Source organism: Nonomuraea zeae (assembly GCF_005889725.1).
In the GTDB taxonomy this organism is placed as follows: Bacteria; Actinomycetota; Actinomycetes; order Streptosporangiales; family Streptosporangiaceae; genus Nonomuraea; species Nonomuraea zeae.
In genome coordinates this window covers 1-26,739 of sequence record NZ_VCKX01000168.1, presented here as the reverse complement: position 1 = coordinate 26,739, position 26,739 = coordinate 1, and the positions used below count along the sequence as shown (strand labels likewise).

Genomic DNA, 26,739 nt, shown 5'->3' with positions numbered 1-26,739 from the left:
GTGCTGCGGCGGACCACCAGGCGGGTCGGGACCAGGTCGGTGCCCGGCCGCGCGGCCAGACCCTCGCGGATCTGGAGCAGGACCCGCTGCACGCATCGCCGGCCCACTTCGGCGAAGTCCTGGTGGACGGTGGTCAGCGGCGGGATGAAGTGGGCGGAGTCGGGGATGTCGTCGAAGCCGATCACGCTGATCTCGCCGGGGACCGACCGGCCGCGCTCGTGGAGGGCGCGCAGCAGCCCGAGCGCCATCTGGTCGTTGGAGACGAACACCGCCGTGCAGCCCGGCTTGTAGGCGAGCGCGAGCCCGGCGGCGTAGCCGGACTCGGCCGACCAGTCGCCGTACAGAGGGTCGGGGACGGGCCGGCCGGCCTCTTCGAGCGTGGCGCGCCACGCTCGGGCGCGGCGCTGGCCGGCGAAGGACGCCTGCGGCCCCGTGACGTGCCAGACGGTGTGATGGCCCAGGTCGAGCAGGTGCTGCACGGCCCGCCGCGCCCCGTCGGCCTGGTCGGTGTCGACGACGGAGTAGCGGTCGCCGGCGTCGGAGTCCACGACGACGACGTGCACGCCCGGCGGCAGGGTCACGGTGGCCGCGTCGAGGAGGTGGATCTCCAGGATGACGATCACCGCGTCCACGGCCAGCTCGCCCATGCGGGTGAAGGCCCCCAGCACGTTGTCCTGGGTCGGCACGTCGATGGGCATCAGGGTGATGGCGTAGCCCTCGGCCGCGGCGTGGGTGGCGATCGCGTCCACGGTGCGGCTGTTCCCGGTGGAGGCCAGGCCGAAGAGGATGACGCCGATGGTGTTGAACTGGCCGTAACGCAGGGCGCGGGCGGCGCTGTTGGGCCGGTAGCCGAGCTCGCGCATGGCCGCGAGCACCTGCTCGCGGGTCGCGTCGATCACGCCGGGATAGCCGTTGGAGACCCGGGACACCGTCTGCGACGAGACGCCCGCCAGCCTGGCGACGTCGGCCATCGAGACGCGCTGTTTGCGGCGCCCGCCCGGGACCCCCGATGCGCCGCGGTGGGCGCCGCCCCGCGGCAGGACCCCCGGCTGCTCGCGATCGCCCCGGTCCATTCGCCACCACCCCTGCCTGCCGTTGACGTCGGGCAAACCTTGACGGGCCGTGTGGCCGGTGCCACGATACCGCACGAAAGTTTACGTAAACATCACCGCTGGACCATCCCCGTAACCTCAAGGGCCCCGCTTCGCCAATGCCCATCGCCGGCGCGAAATGTTTACGTAAACACCCGCGCTGGGGAGGAGTTGGACTGGTGGTCGCGAGTTCGCAGGCGAGCACGCCGGGCGACTGGAGGCCGGCGGCGGCCCGCAAGCGGCGATCCTGGACGGGCTGGCGGTTCGTCGGGCCGTTCATGGCGGTGTTCGCGCTCGTCTTCCTGGCCCCGATCGCGTACTCGATCTACCTGAGCCTGTTCCGCACCCAGCTCATCGGCGGGACCGTCTTCGTCGGCGCGGACAACTACCTCAAGGCGCTGGGCGACCCGCAGTTCTGGTCCGCCTTCGGGCGGGTGGCGCTCTTCCTCGTCGTGCAGGTCCCGATCATGCTGTTCCTGGCGCTTCTAGTGGCCCTCGCCATCGACAGCGGCCGGCTGTACGGGACGAGCTTCTTCCGCATCTCGGTGTTCCTGCCCTACGCCGTCCCCGCCGTGGTCGCGACGCTCATGTGGGGCTTCATGTACGGCACCCGCTTCGGCCTCGTCGCGAACCTGAACGAGTCGCTCGGCCTGTCGCTGCCGGACCCGCTCTCCCCCGGCCTGGTGCTCGCCGCCGTCGGCAACATCGTGACCTGGGAGTTCGTCGGCTACAACATGCTGATCCTGTATTCGGCCCTGCGCGTGGTCAACCCGTCCCTGTACGAGGCCGCGGAGATCGACGGCGCGAGCCAGCTCCGCATCATCTGGGCGATCAAGCTCCCCGCCCTGCGCGGAGCCCTGCTGATCGCCACCATCTTCTCGATCATCGGCAGCTTCCAGCTCTTCACCGAGCCCAGCATCCTCAAGAGCCTCGCCCCCAACGCGATCACGACCTACTTCACGCCGAACGTCTACGCCTACTCGCTGTCCTTCGCCGGCCAGCAGTTCAACTACTCCGCGACCGTCGCCATCGTCATGGGCCTGATCACGATGGTCATCGCCTACGTCGTCCAGCTCCGCGGCATGCGGAAGGGAGCCTGACCGTGACCACCACCGCCCGCACCCCCCGCGCCAGGGGATCCGCCGGCCCGCTGGTCATCCGGGGCGGCCGCCGGCGGCCCTCGTCGCCGCGCGGCCGGCGCAGCGCCACGCTGACCGCCGTGGCCGCGATCATGCTCGTCTACACGCTGCTCCCGCTGGCCTGGCTGGTCATCAACGCCACCAAGACGCAGGAAGGGCTGTTCGGGTCGTTCGGCCTGTGGTTCGACTCCGACTTCGCCCTGTTCCGCAACATCGCCGCCACCTTCACCTACGACGGCGGCATCTTCACCCGCTGGCTGCTCAACACCGTGCTCTACGTGCTGGCCGGCGCGGGCGGCGCGACCCTGCTGGCCACCGTCGCCGGGTACGGGCTGGCCAAGTTCGACTTCCCCGGCAAGAAGGCCGTGTTCGCGATCGTCATCGGCGCGGTCGCCGTGCCCGGCACCGCGCTGGCCGTCCCGACGTTCCTCATGTTCGCCGGTCTCGGCCTGACCGACACCCCGTGGGCGATCATCATCCCGTCGCTGGTCTCGCCGTTCGGGCTCTACCTCATGTGGACGTACGCGGCCGACGCCGTGCCCGACGAGATCCTGGAGTCGGCCCGGGTGGACGGCGCCCGCGAGTTCCAGACGTTCTTCCGGATCAGCCTGCCGCTGCTGGCGCCCGGGATCGTCACGGTGCTGCTGTTCGCCGTGGTCGCCACCTGGAACAACTATTTCCTGCCGCTGATCATGCTCAAGGACCCGGCCTGGTACCCCCTCACGCTCGGCCTCAACAGGTGGAACGCCCAGGCGTCCACGGCGGGCAGCGAGGCGATCTTCAATCTGGTGATCACCGGTTCGCTGCTCACCATCGTCCCGCTGGTCGCGGCGTTCCTGCTGCTGCAGCGGTACTGGCAGTCCGGCCTGGCGGCCGGGAGCGTCAAGGAGTGACCGGCGCCGCGCCTCCCCGGATACACCTCTGAAAGGGATATTCATGACGATGACCCGCCGCCACGCGCTCCTGGTGGGCGCGGCCCTGACGGTATCGCTGATCGCCACCGGCTGCGGCTCCCCCGGTGACGGCGGCTCTGGGGCCGCCCCGGCCCCGAGCGCGTCGGCCACCGACCTGGAGGCGGCGCTGAACGCCGGCGGCTCGATCACGGTCTGGGCGTGGGAGCCGACGCTCAAGCAGGTGTTGGCCGACTTCCAGACCAAGTATCCGAAGGTGAAGGTCAACCTGGTCAACGCCGGCACCGGCAACGACCAGTACACCGCGCTGCAGAACGCCATCAAGGCCGGCTCGGGCGTCCCCGACGTCGCCCAGATCGAGTATTACGCCCTGCCGCAGTTCGCGCTGGCCAAGTCCGTGACCGACCTGACGCCGTTCGGCGCGGACAAGCTGGAGGGCACGTTCACCCCCGGGCCGTGGAGCTCGGTCCACTCCGGCGCCGGGGTCTACGGCCTGCCGATGGACTCGGGCCCGATGGCGCTGTTCTACAACAAGGACGTCTTCGACAAGCACAAGATCGAGGTGCCCGCCACCTGGGAGGAGTACATCGCGGCGGCCAAGAAGCTGCACGCGGCCGACCCGAAGGCGTACATCACCAACGACATCGGCGACGCGGGCTTCACCACCAGCCTGATCTGGCAGGCCGGCGGCAAGCCGTACCGGGTGGACGGCACCAAGGTCGGCGTCGACTTCAGCGACGCGGGCACCCAGAAGTTCACCGCCGCCTGGCAGCAGCTCGTCAGCGGCAAGCTGCTCGCGCCGGTCGGCTCGTGGAGCGACGCCTGGTACAAGGGCCTGGGCGACGGCACCATCGCCACGCTGGTGATCGGCGCCTGGATGCCGGCCAACCTCGAAACCGGCGTCAAGGCCGGGGCCGGCAAGTGGCGGGTCGCCCCCATGCCCCAGTGGGAGAGCGGCGGCAAGGCCACCTCCGAGAACGGCGGCAGCTCCCTGGCCGTCCCGGAGGCCGCCGCCGCCAAGACCCTCGCCTACGCCTTCATCAAGTACGCCGGCGTGGACGAGGGCGCGCAGACCCGCACGGACGGCGGCGCCTTCCCCGCCACGACCGCGCAACTCAACGCGCCCGGCTTCCGCGACAAGAAGCTGCCTTACTTCGGGGACCAGCAGGTCAACCAGGTCCTCGCCGAGTCGGCGAGCCAGGTCGTCGGCGGCTGGTCGTACCTGCCGTACCAGGTGTACGCCAACAGCGTCTTCAACGACACCGTCGGCAAGGCCTACACCGGGGCCGGCACGCTGCAGGACGGGCTGAAGGCGTGGCAGGACGCCTCCGTCAAGTACGGCCAGGAGCAGGGCTTCAGCATCCAGTGACCCCCTCGCGCCCGCCGCCCGGCGACCGGCCGGCGGGCGCGGCACCGGGTCCGTGCCACGCGGCAGGCGCTCAGCCCGGGCGGCGCGGCCGGTGCTCGGCCCGGGCCGCGCGACGGCTCAGACCCGGCGGCGCGGCCGGTGCCCAGCTCGGGCCGCGCGACGGCTCAGGCCGGGCGGCGCAGGACGCGTACCTGCCGGGGCCCCAGCGTGCGGCCCGCGGCCAGGCTGGGCCCGGGGAGCGCCTCGCCGGCCACCTCGCCCACCTCGACCTCCTCGTCCGTACGGTTGACCAGGAACCAGTAGTCGGCGTCCTCCCCCGCGCGGACCGCCAGCTCCACCCTCCCCGCGAGGGCCGCGGGCAGCTCCGGCCGCACCCCGCTCCTCGCCAGGAGCCGCGCCAGCACCGGCCCGAGCCCGTCCGGCCCCAGCCTGGTCGAGACGTAGGACGCCGACCCGGTTCCGGCAGGGCGCGTGGTGACGGCGGGCCGGCCCGCGTAGTCGCCCGAGGTGTAGCGGGCGACGACCTCGACGCCGGCCTCCGTGACGTCGATCCGGTCGCTCCACAGCGTGCCGGCCACGCCGAGGTCGAGCTCGGCCCGGTCGCCGCCGGGCAGCGGCCCGAACTCCTCGATCCGGATGCCGAGCAGCTCGCGCAGCGCGCCGGGGTAGCCGCCGAGCCACACGTGGTCGTGCTCGTCCACGATCCCGGAGAAGTACGTGGTGACGAGGTGGCCGCCGCCGGCCACGTACGCGCCGAGGCGCTCGGCGAGCGCCCCCGGCACGACGTGCAGGATCGGCGCGACGAGCAGGTCATAGTGCTCGAACGACTCGCCGGCGGGGATGACGTCGGCCCGGACCCCCGCGGCCGCGAACGCCGAATACCAGTCCAGCGCCTCCTGCCGGTAGCGCAGCCGGGAGGTGGGATGGGAGTCCAGCTCCGCGGCCCACCAGGAGTCCCAGTCGAACACGATCGCGGCGGCGGCCCGGCGGCGGCGGGTGCCCGCGACCGGCGCGAGCGCCTCCAGGGTCGCGCCGAGGCCGGCGACCGAGCGGAAGACCTCGCTGTCGGTGCCGGCGTGCGGGACCATCGCCGAGTGGTACTTCTCGGCGCCGCCGGCCGACTGCCGCCACTGGAAGAAGCAGACCGCGTCGGCCCCGTACGCCACGTGCGTCAGCGAGTCGCGGGCCAGGCCGCCGGGCTTCTTGGGCACGTTGACCGGCTGCCAGTTCACCGCGCTGGTGGAGTGCTCCATGAGGAACCACGGCCGGCCCCCGGCGAGCCAGCCGGTCAGGTTGGCGGAGAACGACAGCTCGTCCTGCGCCTGGGGTCCCGGCAGCACGTAGTGGTCGTTGGAGACGAAGTCGACCTCGCCCGCCCAGTCCGCGTAGTCCATGCCCTTCGTCTCGCCCATGACCATGAAATTGGTGGTCACCGGGACGCCCGGCGTCAGCTCGGCCAGCAGGCTCCGCTCCGCCCGCAGGTGATCCTTGAGCGCGTCGGAGGAGAACCGCTTGAAGTCGAGCTGCTGGGTCGGGTTGGGGTAGGAGGCGGCCAGGCGCGGGGGCAGGATCTCCGCCCAGTCGCCGTACGCCTGGGACCAGAACGCCGTGGCCCAGGCCCGGTTCAGCTCCTCCATGGTCCCGTAGCGCGTGCGCAGCCAGGCACGGAAGGCGGCGGCCGCGTCGCCGGAGTAGTCGTAGACGTTGTGGCAGCCCAGCTCGTTGGAGACGTGCCAGGCGGCCAACGCCGGGTGCGTCCCGTACCGCTCGGCCATGGCCCGGACCAGGTGCAGCGCGTGCTCGCGGAAGATCGGCGACGTCGGGCGCCAGTGCTGGCGCCCGCCCGGCCACAGCGTGCGCCCGTCGTGGTCGACGGGCAGGACCTCCGGGTGCCGGGCGGTCAGCCAGGGCGGCGGGGACGCGGTCGCGGTGGCCAGGTCCACGGCGATGCCGTACGCGTGCAGCAGGTCCATGACCTCGTCCAGCCAGCCGAAGGTCCACCGGCCGGGACCCGGCTGGAGGCGGGCCCAGGAGAAGATGGCGAGGGAGACGATGTTCACCCCGGCGTGGCGCATCGCCCGGGCGTCCTCCTGCCACACCTCCCTGGGCCACTGCTCGGGGTTGTAGTCGGCGCCGAAGGCCAGCCGCGGGCGCGAGGGCTCGGAGGGCCAGCGAAGCCAGCGCGGCCCGTGATCAGCGGTCACAACCACTCCTGCCTGCCTGTCGTCCCAGGCCGATGTTTACGTGAACATCCTTCCACGGTTTCGACCCCGCGGGCCTTGACACCCCGGACTGTATCGATAAAGGTTGCCGCTGTTTATATCGATAAATCATGAGAACAGGGGTGCTCCTGTGCACGATGCCGTCGTGTCCGCAGTCATCAATGTGGACGTCCGAGGCCCGCTGATCAGCAGGCATCTCTACGGCCACTTCGCCGAGCATCTGGGCCGCTGCATCTACGGGGGCTTCTACGTGGGCGAGGACAGCGACCTGCCGAACGAGGGCGGCATCCGGCTGGACGTGGTCGAGGCGCTGCGCGCCCTGAACATCCCGAACCTGCGCTGGCCGGGCGGCTGTTTCGCCGACGAGTACCACTGGATGGACGGCATCGGGCCGAAGGCCGATCGTCCCGTGATGGTCAACACGCATTGGGGCAACGTCGAGGAGAACAACCACTTCGGCACGCACGAGTTCATGGCCCTGTGCGAGCTGCTGGGGGCGGAGCCGTACATCAGCGGCAACGTCGGCTCCGGCACGGTCAAGGAGATGAGCGACTGGGTGGAGTACCTCACCCGCGAGGGCGACTCCCCCATGGTGCGCCTGCGCAAGGCCAACGGCCGCGAGGAGCCCTGGCGGGTGCCGTTCTGGGGGCTGGGCAACGAGGCGTGGGGCTGCGGCGGCAACATGACCGCCCAGCAGTACGCCGCCGAGGCCCGCCGCTTCGGCACCTACAGCCGCGACCACGGCGGCAACAAGCTCTACCGCATCGCCGCCGGCGCCAACTCCGGCGACTACGCCTGGACCGAGACGCTCATGAAGCAGCTCGGCGACCTGGGCTGCGCCTACCGGCCGGCCGGCTACATGCAGGCGCTGTCGGTGCACTACTACACGATCCCCGGCACCTGGCAGGACAAGGGCGACGCCACGGCGTTCGGCACCGACGACTACTACCGCACGATGGTCCAGGCCGCCCGCGTGGACGAGCTCCTCACCGGCCACTCCAACGTCATGGACTGCTACGACCCCGGCAGGAACGTGGGCCTGGTCCTGGACGAGTGGGGCACCTGGTGGAACGTCGAGCCCGGCACCAACCCCGGCTTCCTCTACCAGCAGAACACGCTCAGGGACGCCCTGGTCGCCGGCCTGCACTTCGACGTCTTCCACCGCCACGCCGGCCGCCTGGTCATGGCCAACATCGCCCAGACCGTGAACGTCCTCCAGGCCATGATCCTCACCGACCCCGACTCCGGCGCGCTCGTGCTCACGCCCACCTACCACGTGTTCGAGATGAACAAGGGCCACCACGACGCCGCCTCGCTCCGGGTGGACCTGCCATCGGGCGCGCCCGCCCGCACGGTCGGCTCGGCGGAGCTGACGACCGTCTCGCTGTCGGCCAGCCGCAAGGACGACCGGGTGCTCGTCTCGCTCTCCAACCTGGACGCGGCCGAGCCCGCCGACGTCGTGCTGGACCTGCGCGGCGGCTCGGTCACCGGCGTCCGCGCCCGCATCCTCACCGCGGCCAACCTCCAGGACCACAACACCCCGGAGGCGCCCGCCGCGGTCGCGCCGCGCGCCCACGAGCAGGTGACGCCGACGTCCGCCGGGCTGCGGGTGCACCTGCCCGCCCACTCCTTCGTCACCGTGGAGGCGTCTCTCGCCTGACCGCGGCGGCCTTTCCCGCCTGACCATCGCGGCCTTCGTCGCCGCCGGTGCGGCGCAGTAAGCTCGAATGCGCGGCTATCGCCCGGAGGGGGCAGGACCTGAGGAGCGGCATGGTCACCATGAGCGACGTCGCCAAGCTGTCCGGGGTGTCGAAGATGACGGTCTCCAACGTCATCAACGACCGCGCGGGGGTCAGCGAGCAGGTTCGCCGCCGCGTGCTGGAGGCGATCCGCGAGTCGGGCTACCGCGTCAACGTCTCCGCCCGGACGCTCAGATCCGGGCGGACCGGCGTGATCGGGCTCGCCGTGCCCGAGGTCGACCGGCCCTACTTCGGCCGGCTCGCCGCCCACGTCATCGAGCAGGCCCGCGAGCGCGGCTTCCACGTCGCGATCGAGCAGACCGGCGCGGCGGCGGCCGGGGAGTTCAACGCGATCACCCACTCCCACGCCCTGCACTTCGACGGGCTGATCCTCAGCGCGGTCGGGCTCGATCCCCAGGATCCGCGGCTGACCGGCGCCGGCCACCCGATCGTGATGCTCGGCGAGCAGGACTTCGCCGCCCGCTTCGACCACGTCGCCATGCCCAACGAGGAGGGCACGAAGGCGGCGACCACGCATCTGATCGAACGAGGCTGCCGCCGGATCGCCCTGGTCACCGGCGACGCCCTCTACGGCGTGAACGTGGTGACGCGCCGCTACCAGGGCTATCTCGCCGCGTTCGGCGCGCTCGGGCTCGAAGCCGATCCGGCGCTGCTGTTCGCCGCCAGGGGGATGACGCTGGAGTCCGGCCGGGCGGCCGCCCACCGGCTCGTCGACTCCGGCCAGGAGGTCGACGGCGTGATCGCGGTGAGCGACACCGTCGCCCAAGGAGTCCTGCGCGGCCTCGCCGACCGCGGCGTCCTGGTCCCCCGGGACCTCCGCCTGGCCGGTTTCGACGACATCAGCGAGTCGGCGTACATGGTGCCCTCGCTGACCACCGTGGCCCCCGACCACCGGTGGATGGCCGCCAAGGCGGTCGAGCTGGTGACCGCCCGCATCCAGGACCCGTCGCGCCCGACCGAGGCGCACACCGCGCCCTTCACGCTGGAGGTGCGCGAGTCCACGCGCTGACCGGCCGTCAGTCGGCGAGGTAGGTGATCGAGCCGACCTCGTATCCCCTGGTCTTGGAGCCGCGCACGTGCATGAGCATGGCGCCGCCCTCGTAGGAGTAGGCGCACGAGTAGCCCTTCGGCTCCTTGGTGCAGCCCTGGAAGAAGTGGGTCACGCCCTTCGGGTCGTACTTCACCTTGAACAGCGTCTTCACCGCGCCCGCGCTCGCGACCTCCAGGCCGCTGTACCGGTCGCCGCGTTTCCAGGCGGCGAGAAGGTGCGCGGCCACCGTGGACGGCTTGACGATGTGCCGGGACTGGTAGACCTTGGTGACCTTTGAGCCGGTCACGACCATCGCGATGCCGTCGAGCCCGCCCGGCACGCGCACGCTCGTGTGGACGTACCGGCACACGTTGCCGGAGCAGCCGTCGAAGCGGTCGGGCGCGCGGTAGACGTACCCGAAGATCGCGTTGACCGCGGCGGGGGTGGCCGCCTTCGCGGCGGCCGCGCGGTCGCCGGCCAGCCAGGCGCGGAAGAGCTTGCCGGCCACCTTGCCGGGCGCGGGAGCCGCGGCCGGGCCGGAGTCGGAGGCCGGTGCGGCGGAGGCCGGGCCGGCGGAGGTGAGCGTCATCGCCGCGGCCGCCGCGAGGGCGGCGCCGCCGAGAACCAGTCGTCTGGACACGCTGCGACGGTAGGGCCGGCGCCTTGCGCGGGGATTGATCTCGGCTTGCAGCCACGCCTCTCCTCCGGCCTACCGCCGGAAAGCGGCGGCGGATGATCCAATGGAACAGCGCCGCTTCGCTCCCGGGCATGGTCGAAGCCGGGAAGCGAGGAAAGAAGAGCCCTGTGACCCACAAGACGACGCGCGCCCGCGCCGCCAGACCGCTCGTCACCGCGCTGGGCGAGTACGCCATCGACGAGCGCCGCGGTTTCGTGCCCGGGGAGGACCCCGTGGACGCGCTCCCGGCGCGCTACCGGCCCTGGGAGGACGTCGCCGGGAACATCGCGGCCCTGATCATGACCGGGCGGCTTCGCGCCGCGATCGCGTCCATGCCCGTGCTGACACCGGACGGGCTGGCGTCCGGCGGCGAGCGGGAGCGGGCCATGCTGCTGCTGTCCTGCCTCGCGAACGCGTACGTGCACGGCACCGGCCCGCTCGCCCGCACGCTCCCGGCCCCGGTGGCCCGCCCGCTGTACGAGCTCGCCCGGCTGCTGGACCGGGCGCCGATCGTCTCCCACGCCTCGATCGTGCTGAACAACTGGCGGCGCATCGACGCGGCGGAGCCGCTGAGCATGTCCAACGCCGACACGCAGCTGACGTTCCTCGGCGGCGTGGACGAGAAGTGGTTCTACCTCGCGACCGTCGGGGTCGAGTTGTCCGGCGCCCCCGGGCTGCCCCTCCTCGTGCAGGCGCAGCACGCCGTGGCGGCAGAGGATCACGCCCGGCTGGCCGAGGCGCTGCTCGGCCTGGCGAAGGTGCTCGGCCGGGTGACCGAGGCGGTCCTCGACGTCGAGCGCTGGTGCGACCCCTACGTCTTCTACCACCGGATCAGGCCGTTCCTCACCGGCTGGCCGGCGCCGGGGCTGCGGTTCGAGGGCGTGGATCGCGAGCCTCTGGTGCTGGCCGGCGGCAGCGCCGCGCAGAGCTCCCTCATCCAGGCCTTCGACGCCGGGCTCGACGTCGAGCATCGCGACGAGCTGACCGCCGGCTTCCTGACCGGGATGCGCGCGTACATGCCGGGGCCGCACCGGCGCTTCCTCCAGGATCTGGAGTCCGGCCCCTCGGTCCGCGACTTCGCGGCGCGGCACCGCGAGGAGCTGCCGCGGCTGTCCGAGGCGTACAACGCGGCCGTGTCCGGGCTGGCCCGGCTCAGGGCGCAGCACATCGGCATCACCGGGCGCTACATCAACCGGTTCGAGCAGGGGGCGGACGCCAAGGGGACCGGCGGCAGCGACTTCATCGGGTTCCTGCGACGGTCGCGCGAGGAGACCGTCGAACGGCTGCTGCCATGACGGCGGGCGTGTACCGGGGCTTCGACAAGGAGCAACTGGACGTCCAGTACTCGCCGAGCAGCATGGTGGCCGACCTCCGGCCGTTCCTGGACGACTACGCCCTGCGCAGCCGGCAGGCCCGGGCGGAGCTGGCCGGCCTGCTCCAGCGCGACCTGCCGTACGGGCCGGGGCCTGATGAGCGGCTGGACGTGTACGGGCCGCCGGCGACGGACGCGGGCAGCGCCGGGAGCCCCGCCCTGTTCTTCGTCCACGGCGGGTACTGGCAGGCGCTGTCCAAGGAGGAGAGCGCGTTCGCGGCTCCGGCCTTCGTCGGTGCGGGCGCCGCCTACGTCACGCCTGACCACACCCTGGCCCCGCACGCCCGGCTCGCCGCGATCGTCGACCAGGTCCGCGGCGCGTTCGCCTGGCTGTGGCGGAACGCGGCCGAGCACGGCATCGACCCCGGCCGGATCGTCGTCTCCGGCTCCTCGGCCGGCGCCCACCTGGCGGCCATGCTGCTGGCCACCCCCTGGCGGCGGTGGGGGCTGCCGGCCGCCCCCATCGCGGGGGCGGTGCTGCTGGGCGGGATCTACGACCTGGCGCCGGTGCGGCTCACCTACGTGAACGAGGTCGCCGGCATCGACGCGGGCGAGGTGCGCGACTGCAGCCCGATGTTCCTGCCCGGCCTCCGCTGCCCCGTGGTCGTCGCCTGGGGGGAACGCGAGACCGGCGAGTTCAAGCGGCAGTCGTCCGCGTTCGCGGCGTGCCTGCGGGCTCGCGGGTGCCGGGTGACCGCGTTCGAGCAGCCGGGGCGCAACCACTTCGACTCGCCGATGGAGCTCGGCGTGCGGTCCGCCCGCGTCCACGCCGAGACCCGCCGCCTGCTGGGACTGCCCGCCCGCGGATGAGGAACACGCGATCGTGCCTCCCGGACCGGGTCCGGGAGGCACGATCGCGCCGGGTCTCAGGCCGCCACCCGCTCGCGCAGGCCGTCGGCCCGCTCCACGCGGCGATCCTGGGCCGGGACCAGGCGGGCGCCGAGAGCGCGGGCGCCGATCACCATGGCCGCGGCGGCCAGGACGATGTCCTTGAAGATGTACTGGGCCTCCAGCGTCGGGGCGCCGGGGAACAGGTCGGTGAAGAACAGCGCGTACGGCGCGAAGAACCCGGCCAGCGCGCCGGCCATCACGACCAGCCCGGTCTTCAGCAGCCTGCCGGTCACCAGCGTGAGACCGATGAAGACCTCCATGCCGGCGATCACGAGCTGGGCCGCGTAGCCCGACAGCATCCCGAGCGACAGCTTCTCCAGCGTGGCCACCGACAGCGCCTCCGCCGGGCTGACCCCTGGGAAGAACTTGAGCGTGCCGAAGGCCACGAAGACCAGCCCGAGGCTGACCCGCAGGATGTCGATGCTGTGCCTGGACAGCCAGGCGGCCAGCTTGGCGATGGTGTTCTCGATGGTGGTGGTCATCTCGTGCTCCCCTGCCGAGGTCGTTTTCGTCTGAGTTCAGACTGGCGAAATCGGCCGCGGCGATCGTCAGGCCCAGGGAGGCAATCGGCCTGCGACTCCACGCGTACGCCGGGCCGGGCGCGTACCACCCCACGACTAAGGGATCCGCCCTAGGGGAGGCGGGCGAACAGTACGATTTCCGCATGCCCCAGAGGACTCAGATGCTGGTGAGCGGCAAGCACGTGCGCCAGGCCGTCGCCTGTTGCGTCGGCGCCCTCACCGGCGCGCCCGCGACCGGTTGGCAGGTCCGGGCCGCCGGGCTGGAGTGGACGTGCTGGGAGACCCTCGAACACCTCGCGGACGACCTGCTCACCTACGCCCTGCGGTTCGGCCTCGCGCAGCCGATGGACGCGCCGCGCGTACCGCTGCGGATCACGAGCGACCGGCCGGGCGGGCCGGCCAACGTCATCTTCGGTGACGAGCAGGCGGGGCCCGAGGGGCTGCTGACCGTCGTGGCGGCCTGTGGCGGCCTGCTCGCGACCGTCATCGACGCCGCCGACCCCGCCGCTCTGGCCCCGCACGTCTTCGGCGCCTCGGACCCGGAGGGGTTCGCCGCGATGGGCGTCGTCGAGACGCTCGTCCACACCCACGACATCGCACAGGGGCTGCGCCGCGACTGGGATCCCCCGCAGGACCTGAGCGAGCTGGCGCTCGCGCGGCTGTTCCCCGACGTGCCCGTGGTGGACGATCCGTGGTCCACCCTGTTGTGGGCCACCGGGCGCCTGGAGACACCCCGGCGTCCCCGCAGGACGAGCTGGCGCTGGTACGGCGCGCCCCGCGCGGGGAGCGAGCCGGCCGGCGGTTTCGGCGCCTGATTCACGGGCATCGAGCGGGCCAGGACGTCGGGAGAGAGGCGCGATGGGTCGCAGACTGCTGGTCATGGGCAATCCAGCCGCGGGCGGGGCGGGCGAGGAGCAGCGTCAGGCGGTCCTGGACGCCCTCGGCGGCGAGGCCGACGTCGTGGTCCGGGTGACGGAGCAGCCGGGCGACGTCGGCCGGGCGCTCGACGAGCACGCCGATCGCGTGCCCGTCGTGCTCGGCGGCGACGGCAGCCTGCACACGCTGGTGGCGGAGCTGCAGGCCCGCGACGAACTGGCCGCGCGGCCGGTGGGGCTGATCCCGATGGGCACGGGCAACGACATGGCCCGCGCCTTGGGCCTCCCGCTCGATCCCCGCGAGGCCGCCATGGTCGTCCTGCACGGCCGGGAGCGGCCGATGGACCTGCTCGTCGACGATCAGGGCGGCATCGTGGTGAACGCCGTGCACGTCGGCGTCGGCGCGCTGGCCTCGGAGCAGGCGGCTCCGCTCAAGCCGTGGCTGCGCAGGGCCGCCTACGCCGTGGGCGCGCTGCTCGCGGGCGTCCGCACCAAGGGGTGGCGCCTGCGCGTGCGCGTGGACGGCGAGACCGTCGCCGACGGCCGCCGGCGTGTCCTCATGGTGGGCGTCGGCAACGGCACCTCCATCGGCGGAGGCACCCCGCTGACTCCGGCGGCGCGGCCCGACGACGGCCTGGCGGACGTCGTCGTCTCCTTCGCCGTCTCGCCCTTGGCCCGCCTCACCTTCGGGGTGCTGCTGCGACTGGGCCGGCAGCGTACGCATGCCGACGTCGTGACCTTCCGGGCCCGCTCGATCACCGTCGACGGCGAGCCGATCCCCGCCAACGCCGACGGGGAGCTGTGCCCGGCCCGGCCCTCGCACGCCTGGACGGTGCACCCGTCGGCCTGGCGGGTCATCGCGCCGGAGTGATCGAGCCGCGCGCCAGGTGTCCTGCTCGGCCTGCTGCTCCCCCGCGAGCCGCCCCAGGGCCAGCGCCCCCGCCATGAGGCCGAAGTCGCGCAGCGCGACGTCGTCGACGACGCCGACGATCCGCATCGCCGTCGTCGCGTCGCCGGGGACGAGCCGGTCGATCCACGGCGCGAGGTAGATCGTCCAGTCGGTCAGGATGTTGGTGAACTTGTCGAGCCCGAACAGGATGGGGGCCACCGTGAACGCGGTGCGCAGCAGCGCGAATGCCTGGTGGGAGGGGCAGCCCGTACGCCAGGAGCTGTATCTGTTCGTGTGCGCGCAGCCGGCCCCCGTCAGCCGCGACCAGGCCGCCGAGGCGGTCGGGATCGCCCGGCACAAGGCCAAGTTCCACCTCGACAGGCTGGAGGCGGAGGGCCTGCTGGAGGCCGTGTACGCCCGGCTGGCAGGCCGGTCGGGGCCGGGCGCGGGACGCAGCTCGAAGCTCTACCGCCGCGCGCCCCGCGAGATCGCCGTGTCCCTGCCGAGCCGCGACTACCTGCTGGCCGGCCACCCCGCGCGCCGCCCTGGACCTGGCCGCCGGGACGCTGAGCGAGTACGGCTACGCGCCCCGCGGCGACGGCGAGCGCACCATCATGGCCAACTGCCCGTTCCACGCGCTCGCCGAGGCGCACACCGAGCTCGTCTGCCACATGAACCACGCTCTGATCAGCGGCCTGGTCGAGAGCCTCGCCCCGCCAGCGGTGGAGGCCAGGCTCGAACCGGGCGACGACCGCTGCTGCGTGAGCCTCGCCCTGGCCCGGCAGCACTCCCGGTAGACGCCCGATGTGAGACGCGGGGGCGCTCCTCTTGCCATGACGGACGGTATACGTGATGCTACAGAACTCTTAAGTGATTTGGCCGGTAGCTCCCATTTGCGCGAGCGGTGACCAGAGAGAGGTAGTTCATCACTGTGACCAATGGCCCGTGGCCCCGGCAGTCGGCGGAAACCTTGACATCGATGTCGGTGGAAGCACTGCTCACCAGGGACTACGACGCGAACCCCGGCCCCGTCCACGAACGCCTGCGCGCCGAGTACGGCCCGGTCGCCCCCGTCGATCTCCTCGGTGTCCCCGTCTGGTTCGTCACCGGATATGAGGAAGTGCTGCACGTCCTGCAGAACAAGGGCGGCATCTGGAGCAAGAACGTCGACAGGTGGCGGGCGCACGCGGAGGGCAGCGTCCCCGCGGACTGGCCGCTGCTTCCGGTGTTCCAGGTCAACAACTCCGCCTTCGCGGAGGGCGCCACGCAGCACAAGCTGCGGGCCGCGTGGACGAAGGCGCTCGCGCCGTTCCAGGACCACTCCCAGCCGCAGGCCCAGCTGCTGGAGCAGGCCATCAGGCAGTACGCCGACGACCTCATCGGCGTGCTGGCGGAAGGCGGCCCCACGGGATGGGCGGACCTGGCGGCACAGTACGCCCGGCCCCTGCCGCTGATGGTCGCCAACCGCCTCCTCGGCTTCACCGCCGCCCGCGGCGAGGAGGTCGTGATGGACATCTGGCGGATGATCGACGCCGGCCCCGACGCGGCCGCGGCCTTCCAGCGCCTGTACGCGGCCATGACGGAGCTCGCCACCGCCAAGCGGCAGCACCCCGGGGACGACCTGCCCTCCTACATGATCGCGGCCGACCCGGACCTCACGCTGGACGAGCTGGCCCGCGAGCTCCTCATGCTGCCCGGCCTGCTGGACTTCACCGCCAGCCTGGTCTGCAACGTGGTCGTCGAGGTCGTCTCCAACCCGGCCATGTGGGAGACCCTGTCCGTGGGCGCGATCGACGAGACGGTCAACCGCGCCGCCCTGCTCAACCCGCCCATGGCCAACCTGACCTTCCGCTTCCCGATGGCGGACGTGAAGCTGGGGAACTACACGGTCGCGGCCGGCGACCCGGTGATGCTCTCGGTCGCCGCGGCCCACGCCGATCCGCGGTTCGCGGGCGCGCTTGATCAGCACGCCATCCGCAGCACCCGGGCGCACCTCGCCTGGGGAGCCGGACCGCACGCCTGCCTGGGCCAGCGGCTGGCGACCCAGATCACCACGATCGCCGTGCAACGCCTCTTCACCCGGTGCGCGAAGCTGAAGCCGGCGCTTCCGCCCGACCAGCTGCCCTGGCGCCCCTCCCCCTTCATGCGCGCGCTGCGGTCGCTGCCCGTCCAGTACGAATTGGCGGCGAGCCGCGTCCCCGCGCCCGCGGACGCCGGCGTCCCGGAGACGCGGCCGGCCGGCGGGGGCGAGGCCGCGGAGCAGCGGTCGCGTTCCCCGCTGTGGAGTTTCCTGCGGGGGCTGCGGCGCGGGCGCTGAGCACCGGCGACGGGAGCCGCCCCGCTTCGCGGGCGGCTCAGGTGTAGGCGGCCCGGAGTGCCGGTTTGACGATCTTGCCGGAGGAGGTGCGGGGCAGCTCGTCGGCCCAGACCACCGAGCGGGGGACCTTGTAGCCGGCCAGCCGGCCGCGCAGGAACGCCACCAGGTCCTCGGCGTCGGCGCCGGCGCCCGGTTTGAGCACGACGACGGCCCGGCCGACCTCGCCCCAGGTGTCGTCGGGGACGCCGAAGACGGCGGCCTCGGCGACCGCCGGGTGCTCCGACAGCACGCTTTCGACCTCGGCGGGGTAGACGTTCTCCCCGCCGGAGATGTACATGTCCTTGGCCCGGTCCATGATGTACAGGTGGCCTTCGGCGTCGTAGGCGCCGATGTCGCCGGAGCGGAACCAGCCGCCGGGGGCGCGGGCGGCCCGGGTGGCGTCCGGGTCGTTCCAGTAGCCCGGGGTGACGTTCGGGCCGTCGATGAGGATCTCGCCCGGTTCGCCGGGCGGGGCGTCCGTGAGGTCGGGGCGGACGACGCGGACGCGGGAGAAGAAGACGGGCACGCCGGCGGAGCCGGCCTTGCGGGCGCTCATGGCGGGCTCCAGGAAGGTGGCGCCGGGCGCGGTCTCGGTCATGCCGTAGCCCTGCGAGAACACCAGCCCGCGCTCCTGGTAGGTGCGGATCAGCCCGGGCGGGACGGGCGCGCCGCCGGCCATGAGCAGCCGCAGCGAGGACAGGTCCGCTCCGGGCCAGCGGGGTGAGCGGGCGAACGCGGCGAACATCGTGGTGACGCCGAACATCCAGGTGACGCGGTGCTCGGCGATGAGGTCGTAGCAGCGCTCCACGTCCCAGGAGGGCATGATGACCGAGCGGCCCCCCTTGAGGAACGTGGGCAGCAGCGTCTGGTTGAGCGCGGCCACGTGGAACAGCGGAGCGCTGACCAGGGTGACCTCGTCGCTGGTGACGTCCACGTTGGCGAGCAGGTTGAAGGTGTTCCAGACCAGGTTGCCGTGGGTGAGCACGGCGCCCTTGGGGCGGCCGGTGGTGCCGGAGGTGTAGAGGATCAGGGCCGGGTCGTCGAGGGCCACCGGCACGTCGACCGGCTCCGCGTCCCCGGACTCGGCGGGCAGGTCGCCGACGGCGATGCGGGTGACGGGCAGGGCCGCGGCGGTCGCGGCGAGCTCGGGCGCGTGGATGAGCAGGCGGGCGCCCGAGTGGTCCAGCATGTAGGTGAGCTCGGGGGCGGCGAGCCGGGCGTTCAGCGGGACGAAGATCGCGCCGAGCAGGTGCGTGGCGAACAGGGTCTCGGCGAAGGCCAGGTGGTTGGGGCCGAGGTAGGCGACCCGATCGCCGCGCGCGACCCCGGCCGCGCGCAGGCGATGAGCGAGCGCCGTGGTCCGCTCGTGCACCTGCGCGTACGTGACCGCCCGGTCGCCGAAGACGAACGCGGTGCGGTCCGGGCTCATCAGGGCCCGTCGGGCGGGCCATCCTCCCAGTCCGGCGTTGCGCATGATGAGGGCTCCTGTCAGACGGCCGAGGCGCCGGCGCCTCGTGTGAGAGGCGGGCTCCAACAGCTCGGGCGGTCAGGCGTAGTGGCGGTAGATGGCGCGGGCGACGCAGGCGGGCTTGGCCGAGCCGTCGATCTCGACGGTGAAGTCCAGGTGCATCTGCACGCCGTCGCCGGCCACGTCCTCGACCTCGGCGACCCGGCCGGCCAGGCGGACCTTGCCGCCGACCTTGACCGGGCTGGGGAAACGGACCTTGTCCAGGCCGTAGTTGATGCTCATCCGCACGCCCTGGATGTCGAGCAGCTCGCCGAACAGCGGGATGAGCAGGGACAGGGTGAGGTAGCCGTGCGCGATCGTGCCGCCGAACGGGCCCTGCGCCGCCCGGTCCGGGTCGATGTGGATCCACTGATGGTCGTTCGTGGCGTCGGCGAAGGTGTTCACCCGATCCTGGGTGATCTCCAGCCAGGAGCTGTGGCCGAGGTCCTGGCCGGCCAGCGCCTTGATCTCCGCCAGGCCGTTCGCGGTGGTGGTCATGACGTCGTCTCCTTGGAGGTGAGGCCGAGCAGGCGGGCGGCGTTGTCCTTGAGGATCTTGGGGCGGACCTCGGGCTTGATGTCGAGCTTGGCGAAGTCGGCCAGCCAGCGGTCCGGGGTGATGACGGGGTAGTCGGAGCCGAACAGGACCTTGTCCTTGAGCAGGGTGTTGGCGTAGCGGACGAGCTGCGGCGGGAAGTACTTCGGCGACCAGCCGGACAGGTCGATGTACACCGACGGCTTGTGGGTGGCGACGGCGAGGGCCTCGTCCTGCCAGGGGAACGACGGGTGCGCCAGGATGATCTTCAGGTGGGGGAAGTCCACCGCCACGTCGTCGACCAGCATCGGGTTGGAGTACTTGAGCCGGATCCCGGCCCCGCCCGGCACCCCGGCGCCGATGCCGGTCTGGCCCGTGTGGAACAACGCGACCGCGCCGAGCTCCTCGATCACCTCGTAGAGCGGGCCGGCCAGGGGGTCGTTCGGGGCGAAGCCCTGGATGCTCGGGTGGAACTTGAAGCCCTTGACCCCGTACTCGCTCACCAGGCGGCGGGCCTCGCGAGCGCCTGCCCGCCCCTTCCACGGGTCCACGCTGGCGAACGGGATGAGCACGTCGGAGTGGGCGGCGCAGCTCTCGGCGATCTCCTCGTTCGAGATGCGCGGGTGGCCGGTGGCGTGCTCGGCGTCCACGGTGAACACCACGGCGGCCATCCTGCGCTCGCGGTAGTAGGCGGCCATCTGGTCGATCGTGGGCCGCTCGTGGGAGCCGAAGTAGCCGGCCGAGGCGCCGAACAGCTCCGGGGACAGCGATCCGTGCCCGTCCTTGGAGACCTCGGCGTGGGTGTGCACGTCGAGGGCGGTCAGCTCGTCGATGTTCATGACACGGGCGCCTTCGGGGCGGGGATGCCGTACGTCTCCGGCTCGGCGCCGACACCGTCGTGCCAGGACGCGGCGATGGCCTCGGCGCTCCAGCCGCCGTCGGCGTAGGCGATCGTCTTCTCGGCGGGGTGCGACCAGAGGGCGAGCTTGTCGCCGCCGATGCCGATCGCCTGCCCGGTCACCTCCGCCGCGGCGTCGGAGGCCAGGTAGACGATCAGCCCGGCGACGTCCTCGACCGTGCCCATGCCCTCGTCCTTGCGCAGCCAGTCCGGCAGTGGCCCGCCGCCGCGCTCGGCCTCCTCCAGCACCGGGGCGAAGGCGGGGATGGTCTTCGTCATCTCGGTCGCGGCCACCGGGACGACCGCGTTGACCGTGATCCCGGCCTTGGCCAGCTCCATCGCCCAAGTCCTGGCCATGGCGACGATGCCGGCCTTGGCGGCGGCGTAGTTGGTCTGGCCGAAGTTGCCGCGCTGGCCGGCGGGAGAGGAGATCAGGATGATCCGGCCGCCCTCGCCCTGCTCGCGCATCCGTACGGCGGCGGCCCTGGCGCAGGTGAACGTGCCGCGCAGGTGAACGTCGATGACCGTGTCGAAGTCGTCGTCGGACATCTTCCACAGCACGCGGTCGCGCAGCACGCCGGCGTTGGTCACCATCACGTCCAGCCGGCCGAACTCCGCCACGGCCGTGTCCACCAGCCGCCCGGCGACCTCGGAGCCGCCGACGGCCCCTGGCGCCGCGACCGCGCGGCCTCCCGCGCCGGCGATCGCGGCGACCGCGCTCTCGGCGGCCGCGGCGTCCACGTCGTTGACCACCACGGCCGCGCCGGCGGCGGCCAGCGCCTCGGCGTACGCCCGGCCGAGGCCCCGGCCCGCGCCGGTGACGACGGCCACTTTCCCAGACAGATCCATGTACGACACCTCGTCAGGTAGTTGGGGAACATCGCGGAACATATGACAATTGCGTGACTTTCGTCAAAGCTTTGCCTACCATCTCGGATCCGTCTACCCTCCGCTTCCCCCGCTCGGCGAAGAACCCGGACGGACGGCGGCATCACCGGCCTCCGCACCCGCCCCGGCCCGCCGCCGGTGTCAAGGGACTCGCCGTTCGCGCCGCACGAGACCGGCGGCCGACGCCCGGCACGCCCGCGAAGATCGTCAATTCGGCGCCGCCCGCTCCGGAGGTCCCGGGCCGCCTCCGCCCGGCGCCCTGGGCGCCCGCAACCCGGGGCTCGTGCAGGTGAGCGCCGCAGGTCCGGGCACTCTTCGCCCGGCCGCCGGCGTACCGCTAGACGTTCCGCTCGCAATCGTGCGGCGACCACTCGCACGATCGCCGAAGCGCCCGACCAGCAAACCCGCCATAAATACGGCAGATCTATTTACGGTCGATGGGCTTTATGTTACACATATGAAAATCCTCCGGGCGCGGCCCACCTTCTGATCAGGGTCGCCGTCTCCCAGAACTCTCGTGGGGTGCCCCGTGCCACATCGACTGACGGCCGCCGCCAGCGCATTGCTCTTCTTCTTCTCCGCCGCCTGCTCCGCGGGCACGCAGCCTCAGCAGGGCGCCCAGCCGGCGCCCGGCAAGGGCGGTGCCGCCACCGTCGTCCTCGGCGTCGAGGCGGTGCGCGGGCTGGACCCCGCCCAGCTGTTCAACCTCACCCCGTCCGGAGACGCCAACCGCCTCTCCGCCATCTTCGGCCTGCTGTTCTGGGCGGACGCGAGCACCGGCAAGGTGAGCCCCGGCCTCGGCGAGAGCCTGACGGCCTCCGACGACGGCAAGGTGTGGACGATCAAGCTCCGCCCCGGCCTGAAGTTCAGCGACGGCACGCCGCTGGACGCCGAGGCGGTCAAGTTCAACTACGACCGCATCGCCGACCCGAAGACGCGCTCCCCGCTGGCCACGCTGGTGAAGGGCGCCACGTTCAAGGTCTCCGACGAGCGGACGCTGGCCATCGAGCTGCCCGACGCCAACCTCGCCTTCGACCGGGTCATCGCCACCGGCCTCGCCTTCATCGGCTCGCCGACCGCCATCGGGAAGGACGCCGCCGCGTTCGCCCAGCAGCCGGTCGGCGCGGGCCCGTTCGTGCTGAAGGAGTGGGTCCGCGACGACCACATGACGCTGACCCGCAACCCCTCCTACTACCAGCAGGGCGCCCCGCTCCTCGACACCCTCACGTTCAAGGTGATCGCCGACCCGGCGCAGCGGATCAACGCCGTGGCCAGCGGGCAGGCCCAGGCCGCGGTGCCCGGCTCCGACCTGTCGTTCATCCAGCGCGCCAAGGGCTCCGGGCTGCAGGTCACGCAGGCCCCCGCGGGCGGCGGCCCCATGCTCATCTTCAACACCGCGCGGGCGCCGTTCGACGACCCCGACGCCCGCAAGGCGGTGGTCCTGGCGCTGAACACCGAGGAGATGGCGCAGGTCGTCGATCCCGGCTCCACCACGCCCGGCAGTCTCTACGGCGCGTCCTCCCCCTTCCGCCCCGCCGCCGGCGCCATGCCCGCGCAGGACGTGGCCGGGGCGCAGCGGCTGCTGGACAAGCTCGCCGCCGCCGGCAAGCCGCTGCGCTTCACCATCTCCATGCCCGCCAGCGGGTTCTTCCGGCGCTCGGCCGAATACCTGCAGAGCCGGCTGAGCGGGCTCAAGAACATCCAGGTGGAGATCGAGGTGCTGGACAACGCCGCGCTGGACCGCAAGGTGTTCACCAACCGCGACTTCGCGCTGTCTGCCCAGATCGTGCCGGTGGCCGATCCGGAGCCGAACCTGTACAAGCTGCTGCACAGCGGCGGCCAGACCAACTACATGGGCTACCGCAACCCCAAGGTGGACGCCGCGCTGGACGAGGGGCGCCACAGCGCCGACGAGGCCGGGCGGCGGGCGGCCTACGCCACGGTGGAGCGGCTGGTCATGTCCGACCTGCCGGTGCTGCCGTACCGGTCGCAGATCGCCTACACCGTGCACAGCGCCAAGCTGACCGGGCTGACCCTGCACGGCGACGGCTGCCTGCTCTATGACCGTCTCGGGCTGGACGGGAGCTGAGGCATGGCCGTCGGCACCCTCGCGGCGGCGCCGCGCCTCCGGCTCGGCCGGGCGGCGCGGCGGACCGCCCACCTGCTCGCGGTGCTCCTGCTGGTCACCCTGGCCGCCGCGGCGCTGGTGGACCTGATCCCCGGCTCGCCGGCCGTGGCGATACTCGGCCCGTCCGCGACGCCGCAGCAGATCGCGGAGCTGGACGCCGTCCACGGCTTCGACCGGCCGTTCCCCGAGCGCTATCTGGGCTGGCTGGGCGGCCTGGTCACCGGCGACCTCGGCCGGTCCGTACAGTCCGGCCAGCCGGTGCTCGCCACGATCCTCGACCGGCTGCCGGTCACCCTGGAGATCGCGCTCCTCGCGGTGGGGATCTCCCTGCTGATCGCCGTGCCCCTCGGGGTCTACACCGGTTCGCGGGTCGGCGGGCCGCTGGACCGCGCGGTCACGGCCGCGTCGTCGGCGCTGATGTCGGTCCCCGTGTTCGTGGCCGGCGTCGTGCTCATCTACCTCCTGGCCCTGACCACCGGCTGGTTCCCGGTGTCCGGGTGGGCCCCGCTGTCGGAGGGGATCGCGGGGAACCTGCACTTCGCGTTCCTGCCCGCGGTGGCGCTGGCCGTGGGCGAGACGCCCGCGCTGCTGCGCCTGCTGCGCGGCGACGTCGCAGCCACGCTCAGGGAGGACTTCGTCCGTACGGCGGCCACGCGCGGGCTGCCCCGCCGCTACATCCTGTTCCGGCACGTGCTCCGGCCGTCGGCGCTGCCACTGGTGACGATGGCGGCGGTGGTGTTCGGCCGGCTGCTGGCGGGCTCGGTGGTGGTGGAGAGCCTGTTCGCGCTGCCGGGGCTGGGCGGGCTCGCGCTGCAGTCCATCCCGGCCAAGGACATCCCGGTGATCCAGGGGCTGGTGGTGCTGGTGGCCGCCGCGTACGTGGTGGTCAACGCCCTCGTCGACCTCGGCTACACGGTGCTCGACCCGAGGACGCGGGCGCGATGACGGCGATCACCGTTCCCGTCGCCGCGCGCCGCCGCCGGCGGCCCGGCCTCGCCCTGTGGCTGGCCGGAAGCTGGCTCGCACTGCTCGTCCTGCTGGCGCTCGGCGCGGGCCTGCTGCCGCTCGCCGCGCCGGACGCGCCCGTCGGCGGGCCGAACCTCCCGCCGTTCGCCGCCTTCCCCGAGGTGCTCGGCACCGACGGCATCGGTCGGTCGGTGCTGTCCAGGCTCGTCCACGGGGCACGGATCTCCCTCGCTGTCAGCCTCGGGGCGACGGCGCTGGCCGCCGTCGCCGGCGGGCTGCTCGGCGTGCTGGCCGCCTACCTGCGCGGTGTCGCGGAGTCGGCCATCGGCGTGCTGCTCGACGCGATTCTCGCCTTCCCGCCGCTGCTGCTCCTGCTGGCCCTGGCCGCGGTCGTGCGACCGGGCGTCTGGACGCTGGTGGCGAGTCTCGGCCTGCTGTTCGTGCCGCCGTTCGCCCGGCTGGCCAAGGCCGCCGCGTTGTCGCGGCTCAGCAGGGAGTACGTCGTGGCGGCCCAGGCGCTCGGCGCCGGGCACGGCCGCCTGGTGTTCCGCGAGCTGCTGCCCGGCTGCGTGGCGCCGGTGGCGTCGTACGCCGTGGTGACGGCCGCTCTGATGATCATGATGGAGGGGGCGTTGAGCTTCCTGGGCGTCGGCATCCCGCCACCCGCGCCGAGCTGGGGCGCGATGATCGCGGCCGGCAAGGACTTCCTGGCCTTCGCGCCGCAGCTGGTGCTGGTGCCGTGCGCGGCCATGTTCCTGACCGTGCTGTCGTTCAACACCGTGGGCGAACGCCTGCGCGCGCGGGTGGACCCGGGGCCGGGTGACGCGCGATGACGGACCCCTCCTCGCGGGAAGCGCTGCTGGAGGTGCGGGACCTGCGCTGCCACCTCCCCGGTGACCAGGGCGTGGTGCGCGCCGTGGACGGCGTCTCGCTCACTCTCGGCGCCGGGCGGGTGCTCGGCCTGGTCGGCGAGTCGGGCTGCGGCAAGTCCACCCTGGTACGCGCGCTGGTCGGCGCCTCCGCCCCGGGCGCGGCCGTCTCCGGCTCGATCTCCCTGGCGGGCGCCGTACTGACGGCCATGCCGCCGGAGGCGCGGCGCGCGTTCGTGGGCCGGCACGCCGGCATGGTCTTCCAGGACCCCATGTCCGCGCTCAACCCGGTGGTGCCGGTCGGCCGGCAGATCGGCGAGGCCGTGCGCCACCACCTCGGCCTGTCGAGGGCCGCCGCCCGCGACCGGGCGGCCGAGCTGCTGGAGAAGGTGGGCGTCCCCGATCCGGCACGCCGGCTGAAGCACTACCCGCACCAGTTCTCCGGCGGTCTGCGCCAGCGGATCACCATCGCCATGGCGCTGTCCTGCGACCCCGCCCTGCTGATCGCCGACGAGGCGACCACCGCCCTGGACGTGACCGTGCAGCGGCAGATCCTCGACCTGCTCGCCGAGCTGGCCGGGGAGCGCGGCATGGGGCTCATCCTGGTCAGCCACGACCTCGGCGTGATCGCCGGCCGCGCCGACGAGACCGCCGTCATGTACGCGGGCCGCATCGTCGAGCGCGGCCCCACGCGCGAGGTGTTCGCCCGTCCCCGCCACCGCTACACCGAGGCGCTGCTCGGGGCGATCCCCCGGCTCGACGCCCCGCCGCACGCCCGGCTGCGGGTGATCCCGGGCGCGCCTCCGGACCTGGCGGCACCGCCGTCCGGCTGCGCGTTCGCGCCCCGTTGCCCGGCCGTACGACCGTCCTGCCGGGCCGCTCCTCCCCCGCTCGCGGAAGGGGAGCCGGGCGCGCACGCCCACGCCTGCCTCTATCCACCGGGCGCCGAGCCCGCTACCGACGCCACTACCGAGACCACCGCTGCGACCACCGCCGAGATCAGCGCTGAGATCACCGCCGGAGCGCGGCGACAGGAAGGAGGTGACGCCGGATGACGGCGGAGCCTGCTCTGCTGCACGTGGAGAACCTGGTCAAACGGTTCCGGGTGCCCGGTGGCGTGGTGGAGGCGGTGTCCGGGGTCGGATTCGCCGTACGGCGCGGCCAGACGCTCGGGCTGGTGGGCGAGTCGGGCTGCGGCAAGTCCACGACCGGGCGGGCCGTGCTCCAGCTGCCGCCTCCTGATGAGGGCAGCGTCCGCTTCGGCGAGGCGGAGCTGACCACCCTGTCGCGCCGTGACCTGCGCAAGGTGCGCAACCGCCTCCAGATCGTGTGGCAGGATCCCCGCTCGGCGCTCAACCCGGGCCGCCGGGTGCGCGACCTGGTGGCCGAGGGCCTGGTCATCGCCGGACGGGACCGGCGGGCGGCCGGCGAGCGGGTGGACGCGGCCCTGGCCGAGGTGGGCCTGGACCCGGCCACGGCGGGCGGGCGGCGGCCGCACGAGTTCTCCGGCGGGCAGTGCCAGCGCATCGCCATCGCCCGCGCCCTCGTGCTCGAGCCGGAGCTGCTGATCTGCGACGAGCCGGTCGCCTCCCTGGACGTGTCCGTACAGGCGCAGGTGATCAACCTCTTGCAGGACGTCAAGGCCCGGCACGGCCTGTCGCTGCTGTTCATCTCGCACGACCTCGGCGTGGTGCACAACGTGAGCGACCGGGTCGCGGTCATGTACCTGGGCCGGATCGTCGAGATCGGTGACGTGTCGGCCGTGTACGGCAGCCCGGCCCACCCCTACACGCGCGCCCTGCTCGACGCCGTCCCCGGCGACGTGGAGATCCGGTTCGGCGAGAGCA

24 protein-coding genes are annotated in these 26,739 nt (G+C 72.6%); 16 read left to right on the top strand and 8 right to left on the bottom strand.

The features are described 5' to 3' along the window. The coding region (locus ETD85_RS39165) for a LacI family DNA-binding transcriptional regulator (RefSeq protein ID WP_206059144.1) at positions 1-1,073 on the bottom strand (1,073 nt) is incomplete at its 3' end. A 197-nt stretch (positions 1,074-1,270) separates the two neighbouring features. Between ETD85_RS39165 and ETD85_RS39160 the strand changes: the two genes are divergently transcribed. From ETD85_RS39160 to ETD85_RS39150, 3 genes are read left to right on the top strand one after another with little or no spacing between them, the layout of a single operon-like run. Further along, positions 1,271-2,191, top strand: a complete 921-nt coding sequence (locus ETD85_RS39160; RefSeq protein ID WP_240779716.1) for a carbohydrate ABC transporter permease — start codon at positions 1,271-1,273, stop codon at positions 2,189-2,191. A gap of 2 nt (positions 2,192-2,193) precedes the next feature. Next, on the top strand, positions 2,194-3,123 hold the full coding sequence (locus ETD85_RS39155; protein ID WP_240779715.1) for a carbohydrate ABC transporter permease: 930 nt from the start codon (positions 2,194-2,196) through the stop codon (positions 3,121-3,123). Positions 3,124-3,166: 43 nt separating this feature from the next. After that, positions 3,167-4,510 (top strand): ABC transporter substrate-binding protein, encoded by a 1,344-nt coding sequence (locus tag ETD85_RS39150; protein WP_138694878.1) that lies wholly within the window; start codon positions 3,167-3,169, stop codon positions 4,508-4,510. A 164-nt stretch (positions 4,511-4,674) separates the two neighbouring features. Here ETD85_RS39150 and ETD85_RS39145 read toward each other — a convergent pair whose 3' ends face one another. After that, a complete protein-coding gene (locus ETD85_RS39145; RefSeq protein ID WP_138694877.1) occupies positions 4,675-6,714 on the bottom strand; it encodes a beta-galactosidase in 2,040 nt (679 codons plus the stop codon). 163 nt (positions 6,715-6,877) lie between these two features. On the opposite strand from ETD85_RS39145, the gene ETD85_RS39140 reads away from it, so the two are divergent. Together ETD85_RS39140 and ETD85_RS39135 are read left to right on the top strand one after the other, a co-directional pair. Continuing rightward, the gene (locus tag ETD85_RS39140; protein WP_240779714.1) at positions 6,878-8,392 is read left to right on the top strand and encodes an alpha-N-arabinofuranosidase; all 1,515 of its coding nucleotides are present in this window, start codon (positions 6,878-6,880) and stop codon (positions 8,390-8,392) included. A gap of 110 nt (positions 8,393-8,502) precedes the next feature. Next, positions 8,503-9,501: a LacI family DNA-binding transcriptional regulator gene (locus ETD85_RS39135; protein WP_206059143.1), complete on the top strand. Its 999-nt coding sequence runs from the start codon at positions 8,503-8,505 to the stop codon at positions 9,499-9,501. Between the two features lie 7 nt (positions 9,502-9,508). Here the strand turns inward: ETD85_RS39135 and ETD85_RS39130 are convergent, their stop codons facing one another. Beyond that, complete coding sequence (locus tag ETD85_RS39130) at positions 9,509-10,162, bottom strand: hypothetical protein (protein WP_138694875.1); 654 nt, start codon at positions 10,160-10,162, stop codon at positions 9,509-9,511. 164 nt (positions 10,163-10,326) lie between these two features. Between ETD85_RS39130 and ETD85_RS39125 the strand changes: the two genes are divergently transcribed. Together ETD85_RS39125 and ETD85_RS39120 are read left to right on the top strand one after the other, a co-directional pair. Then, positions 10,327-11,493 carry an indoleamine 2,3-dioxygenase gene (locus tag ETD85_RS39125; protein ID WP_170247083.1) on the top strand — a complete coding sequence of 389 codons (1,167 nt, stop codon included), beginning with the start codon at positions 10,327-10,329 and terminating at the stop codon, positions 11,491-11,493. Continuing rightward, complete coding sequence (locus ETD85_RS39120; protein WP_138694873.1) at positions 11,490-12,380, top strand: alpha/beta hydrolase; 891 nt, start codon at positions 11,490-11,492, stop codon at positions 12,378-12,380. The genes ETD85_RS39125 and ETD85_RS39120 overlap by 4 nt, the downstream gene beginning before the upstream one ends. A 56-nt stretch (positions 12,381-12,436) precedes the next feature. On the opposite strand, the gene ETD85_RS39115 is transcribed toward ETD85_RS39120, so the two are convergent. Continuing rightward, entirely contained in the window at positions 12,437-12,943 is a 507-nt protein-coding gene (locus ETD85_RS39115) for a DoxX family protein (RefSeq protein WP_138694872.1), read from the bottom strand. 182 nt (positions 12,944-13,125) lie between these two features. Here ETD85_RS39115 and ETD85_RS39110 point away from each other — a divergent pair, with 182 nt between their 5' ends. The 4 genes from ETD85_RS39110 to ETD85_RS39090 all read left to right on the top strand — a co-directional run bounded on the left by ETD85_RS39110 (position 13,126) and on the right by ETD85_RS39090 (position 17,063). Continuing rightward, positions 13,126-13,797 carry a DinB family protein gene (locus ETD85_RS39110; RefSeq protein ID WP_138694871.1) on the top strand — a complete coding sequence of 224 codons (672 nt, stop codon included), beginning with the start codon at positions 13,126-13,128 and terminating at the stop codon, positions 13,795-13,797. Positions 13,798-13,840: 43 nt separating this feature from the next. Further along, on the top strand, positions 13,841-14,728 hold the full coding sequence (locus tag ETD85_RS39105; protein WP_138694870.1) for a diacylglycerol/lipid kinase family protein: 888 nt from the start codon (positions 13,841-13,843) through the stop codon (positions 14,726-14,728). Positions 14,729-15,360: 632 nt separating this feature from the next. After that, positions 15,361-15,543 (top strand): helix-turn-helix domain-containing protein, encoded by a 183-nt coding sequence (locus ETD85_RS64935; protein ID WP_206059142.1) that lies wholly within the window; start codon positions 15,361-15,363, stop codon positions 15,541-15,543. 182 nt (positions 15,544-15,725) lie between these two features. After that, positions 15,726-17,063 carry a cytochrome P450 gene (locus ETD85_RS39090; protein WP_138694869.1) on the top strand — a complete coding sequence of 446 codons (1,338 nt, stop codon included), beginning with the start codon at positions 15,726-15,728 and terminating at the stop codon, positions 17,061-17,063. A 37-nt stretch (positions 17,064-17,100) separates the two neighbouring features. Here ETD85_RS39090 and ETD85_RS39085 read toward each other — a convergent pair whose 3' ends face one another. The 4 genes from ETD85_RS39085 to ETD85_RS39070 form a co-directional block, all read right to left on the bottom strand. After that, positions 17,101-18,576 (bottom strand): acyl-CoA synthetase, encoded by a 1,476-nt coding sequence (locus tag ETD85_RS39085; RefSeq protein ID WP_138694868.1) that lies wholly within the window; start codon positions 18,574-18,576, stop codon positions 17,101-17,103. 72 nt (positions 18,577-18,648) lie between these two features. After that, positions 18,649-19,107: a MaoC family dehydratase gene (locus tag ETD85_RS39080; protein ID WP_138694867.1), complete on the bottom strand. Its 459-nt coding sequence runs from the start codon at positions 19,105-19,107 to the stop codon at positions 18,649-18,651. Further along, positions 19,104-19,982: an amidohydrolase family protein gene (locus ETD85_RS39075; RefSeq protein WP_138694866.1), complete on the bottom strand. Its 879-nt coding sequence runs from the start codon at positions 19,980-19,982 to the stop codon at positions 19,104-19,106. Before ETD85_RS39075 ends, ETD85_RS39080 begins: the two co-directional genes overlap by 4 nt. Beyond that, positions 19,979-20,890 carry an SDR family oxidoreductase gene (locus ETD85_RS39070; protein WP_138694865.1) on the bottom strand — a complete coding sequence of 304 codons (912 nt, stop codon included), beginning with the start codon at positions 20,888-20,890 and terminating at the stop codon, positions 19,979-19,981. The genes ETD85_RS39075 and ETD85_RS39070 overlap by 4 nt, the downstream gene beginning before the upstream one ends. Positions 20,891-21,458: 568 nt before the next feature. Here ETD85_RS39070 and ETD85_RS39065 point away from each other — a divergent pair. From ETD85_RS39065 to ETD85_RS39045, 5 genes are all read left to right on the top strand, one after another. Beyond that, on the top strand, positions 21,459-23,018 hold the full coding sequence (locus ETD85_RS39065; RefSeq protein WP_170247082.1) for an ABC transporter substrate-binding protein: 1,560 nt from the start codon (positions 21,459-21,461) through the stop codon (positions 23,016-23,018). A 3-nt stretch (positions 23,019-23,021) separates the two neighbouring features. Continuing rightward, positions 23,022-24,002 (top strand): ABC transporter permease, encoded by a 981-nt coding sequence (locus ETD85_RS39060; RefSeq protein ID WP_138694863.1) that lies wholly within the window; start codon positions 23,022-23,024, stop codon positions 24,000-24,002. Continuing rightward, positions 23,999-24,856: an ABC transporter permease gene (locus tag ETD85_RS39055; protein ID WP_138694862.1), complete on the top strand. Its 858-nt coding sequence runs from the start codon at positions 23,999-24,001 to the stop codon at positions 24,854-24,856. The genes ETD85_RS39060 and ETD85_RS39055 overlap by 4 nt, the downstream gene beginning before the upstream one ends. After that, positions 24,853-25,947 carry an ABC transporter ATP-binding protein gene (locus ETD85_RS39050; protein WP_138694861.1) on the top strand — a complete coding sequence of 365 codons (1,095 nt, stop codon included), beginning with the start codon at positions 24,853-24,855 and terminating at the stop codon, positions 25,945-25,947. Before ETD85_RS39055 ends, ETD85_RS39050 begins: the two co-directional genes overlap by 4 nt. After that, a partial coding sequence (locus tag ETD85_RS39045; protein WP_138694860.1) for an ATP-binding cassette domain-containing protein occupies positions 25,944-26,739 on the top strand: 796 nt, incomplete at its 3' end. The genes ETD85_RS39050 and ETD85_RS39045, both read left to right, overlap by 4 nt.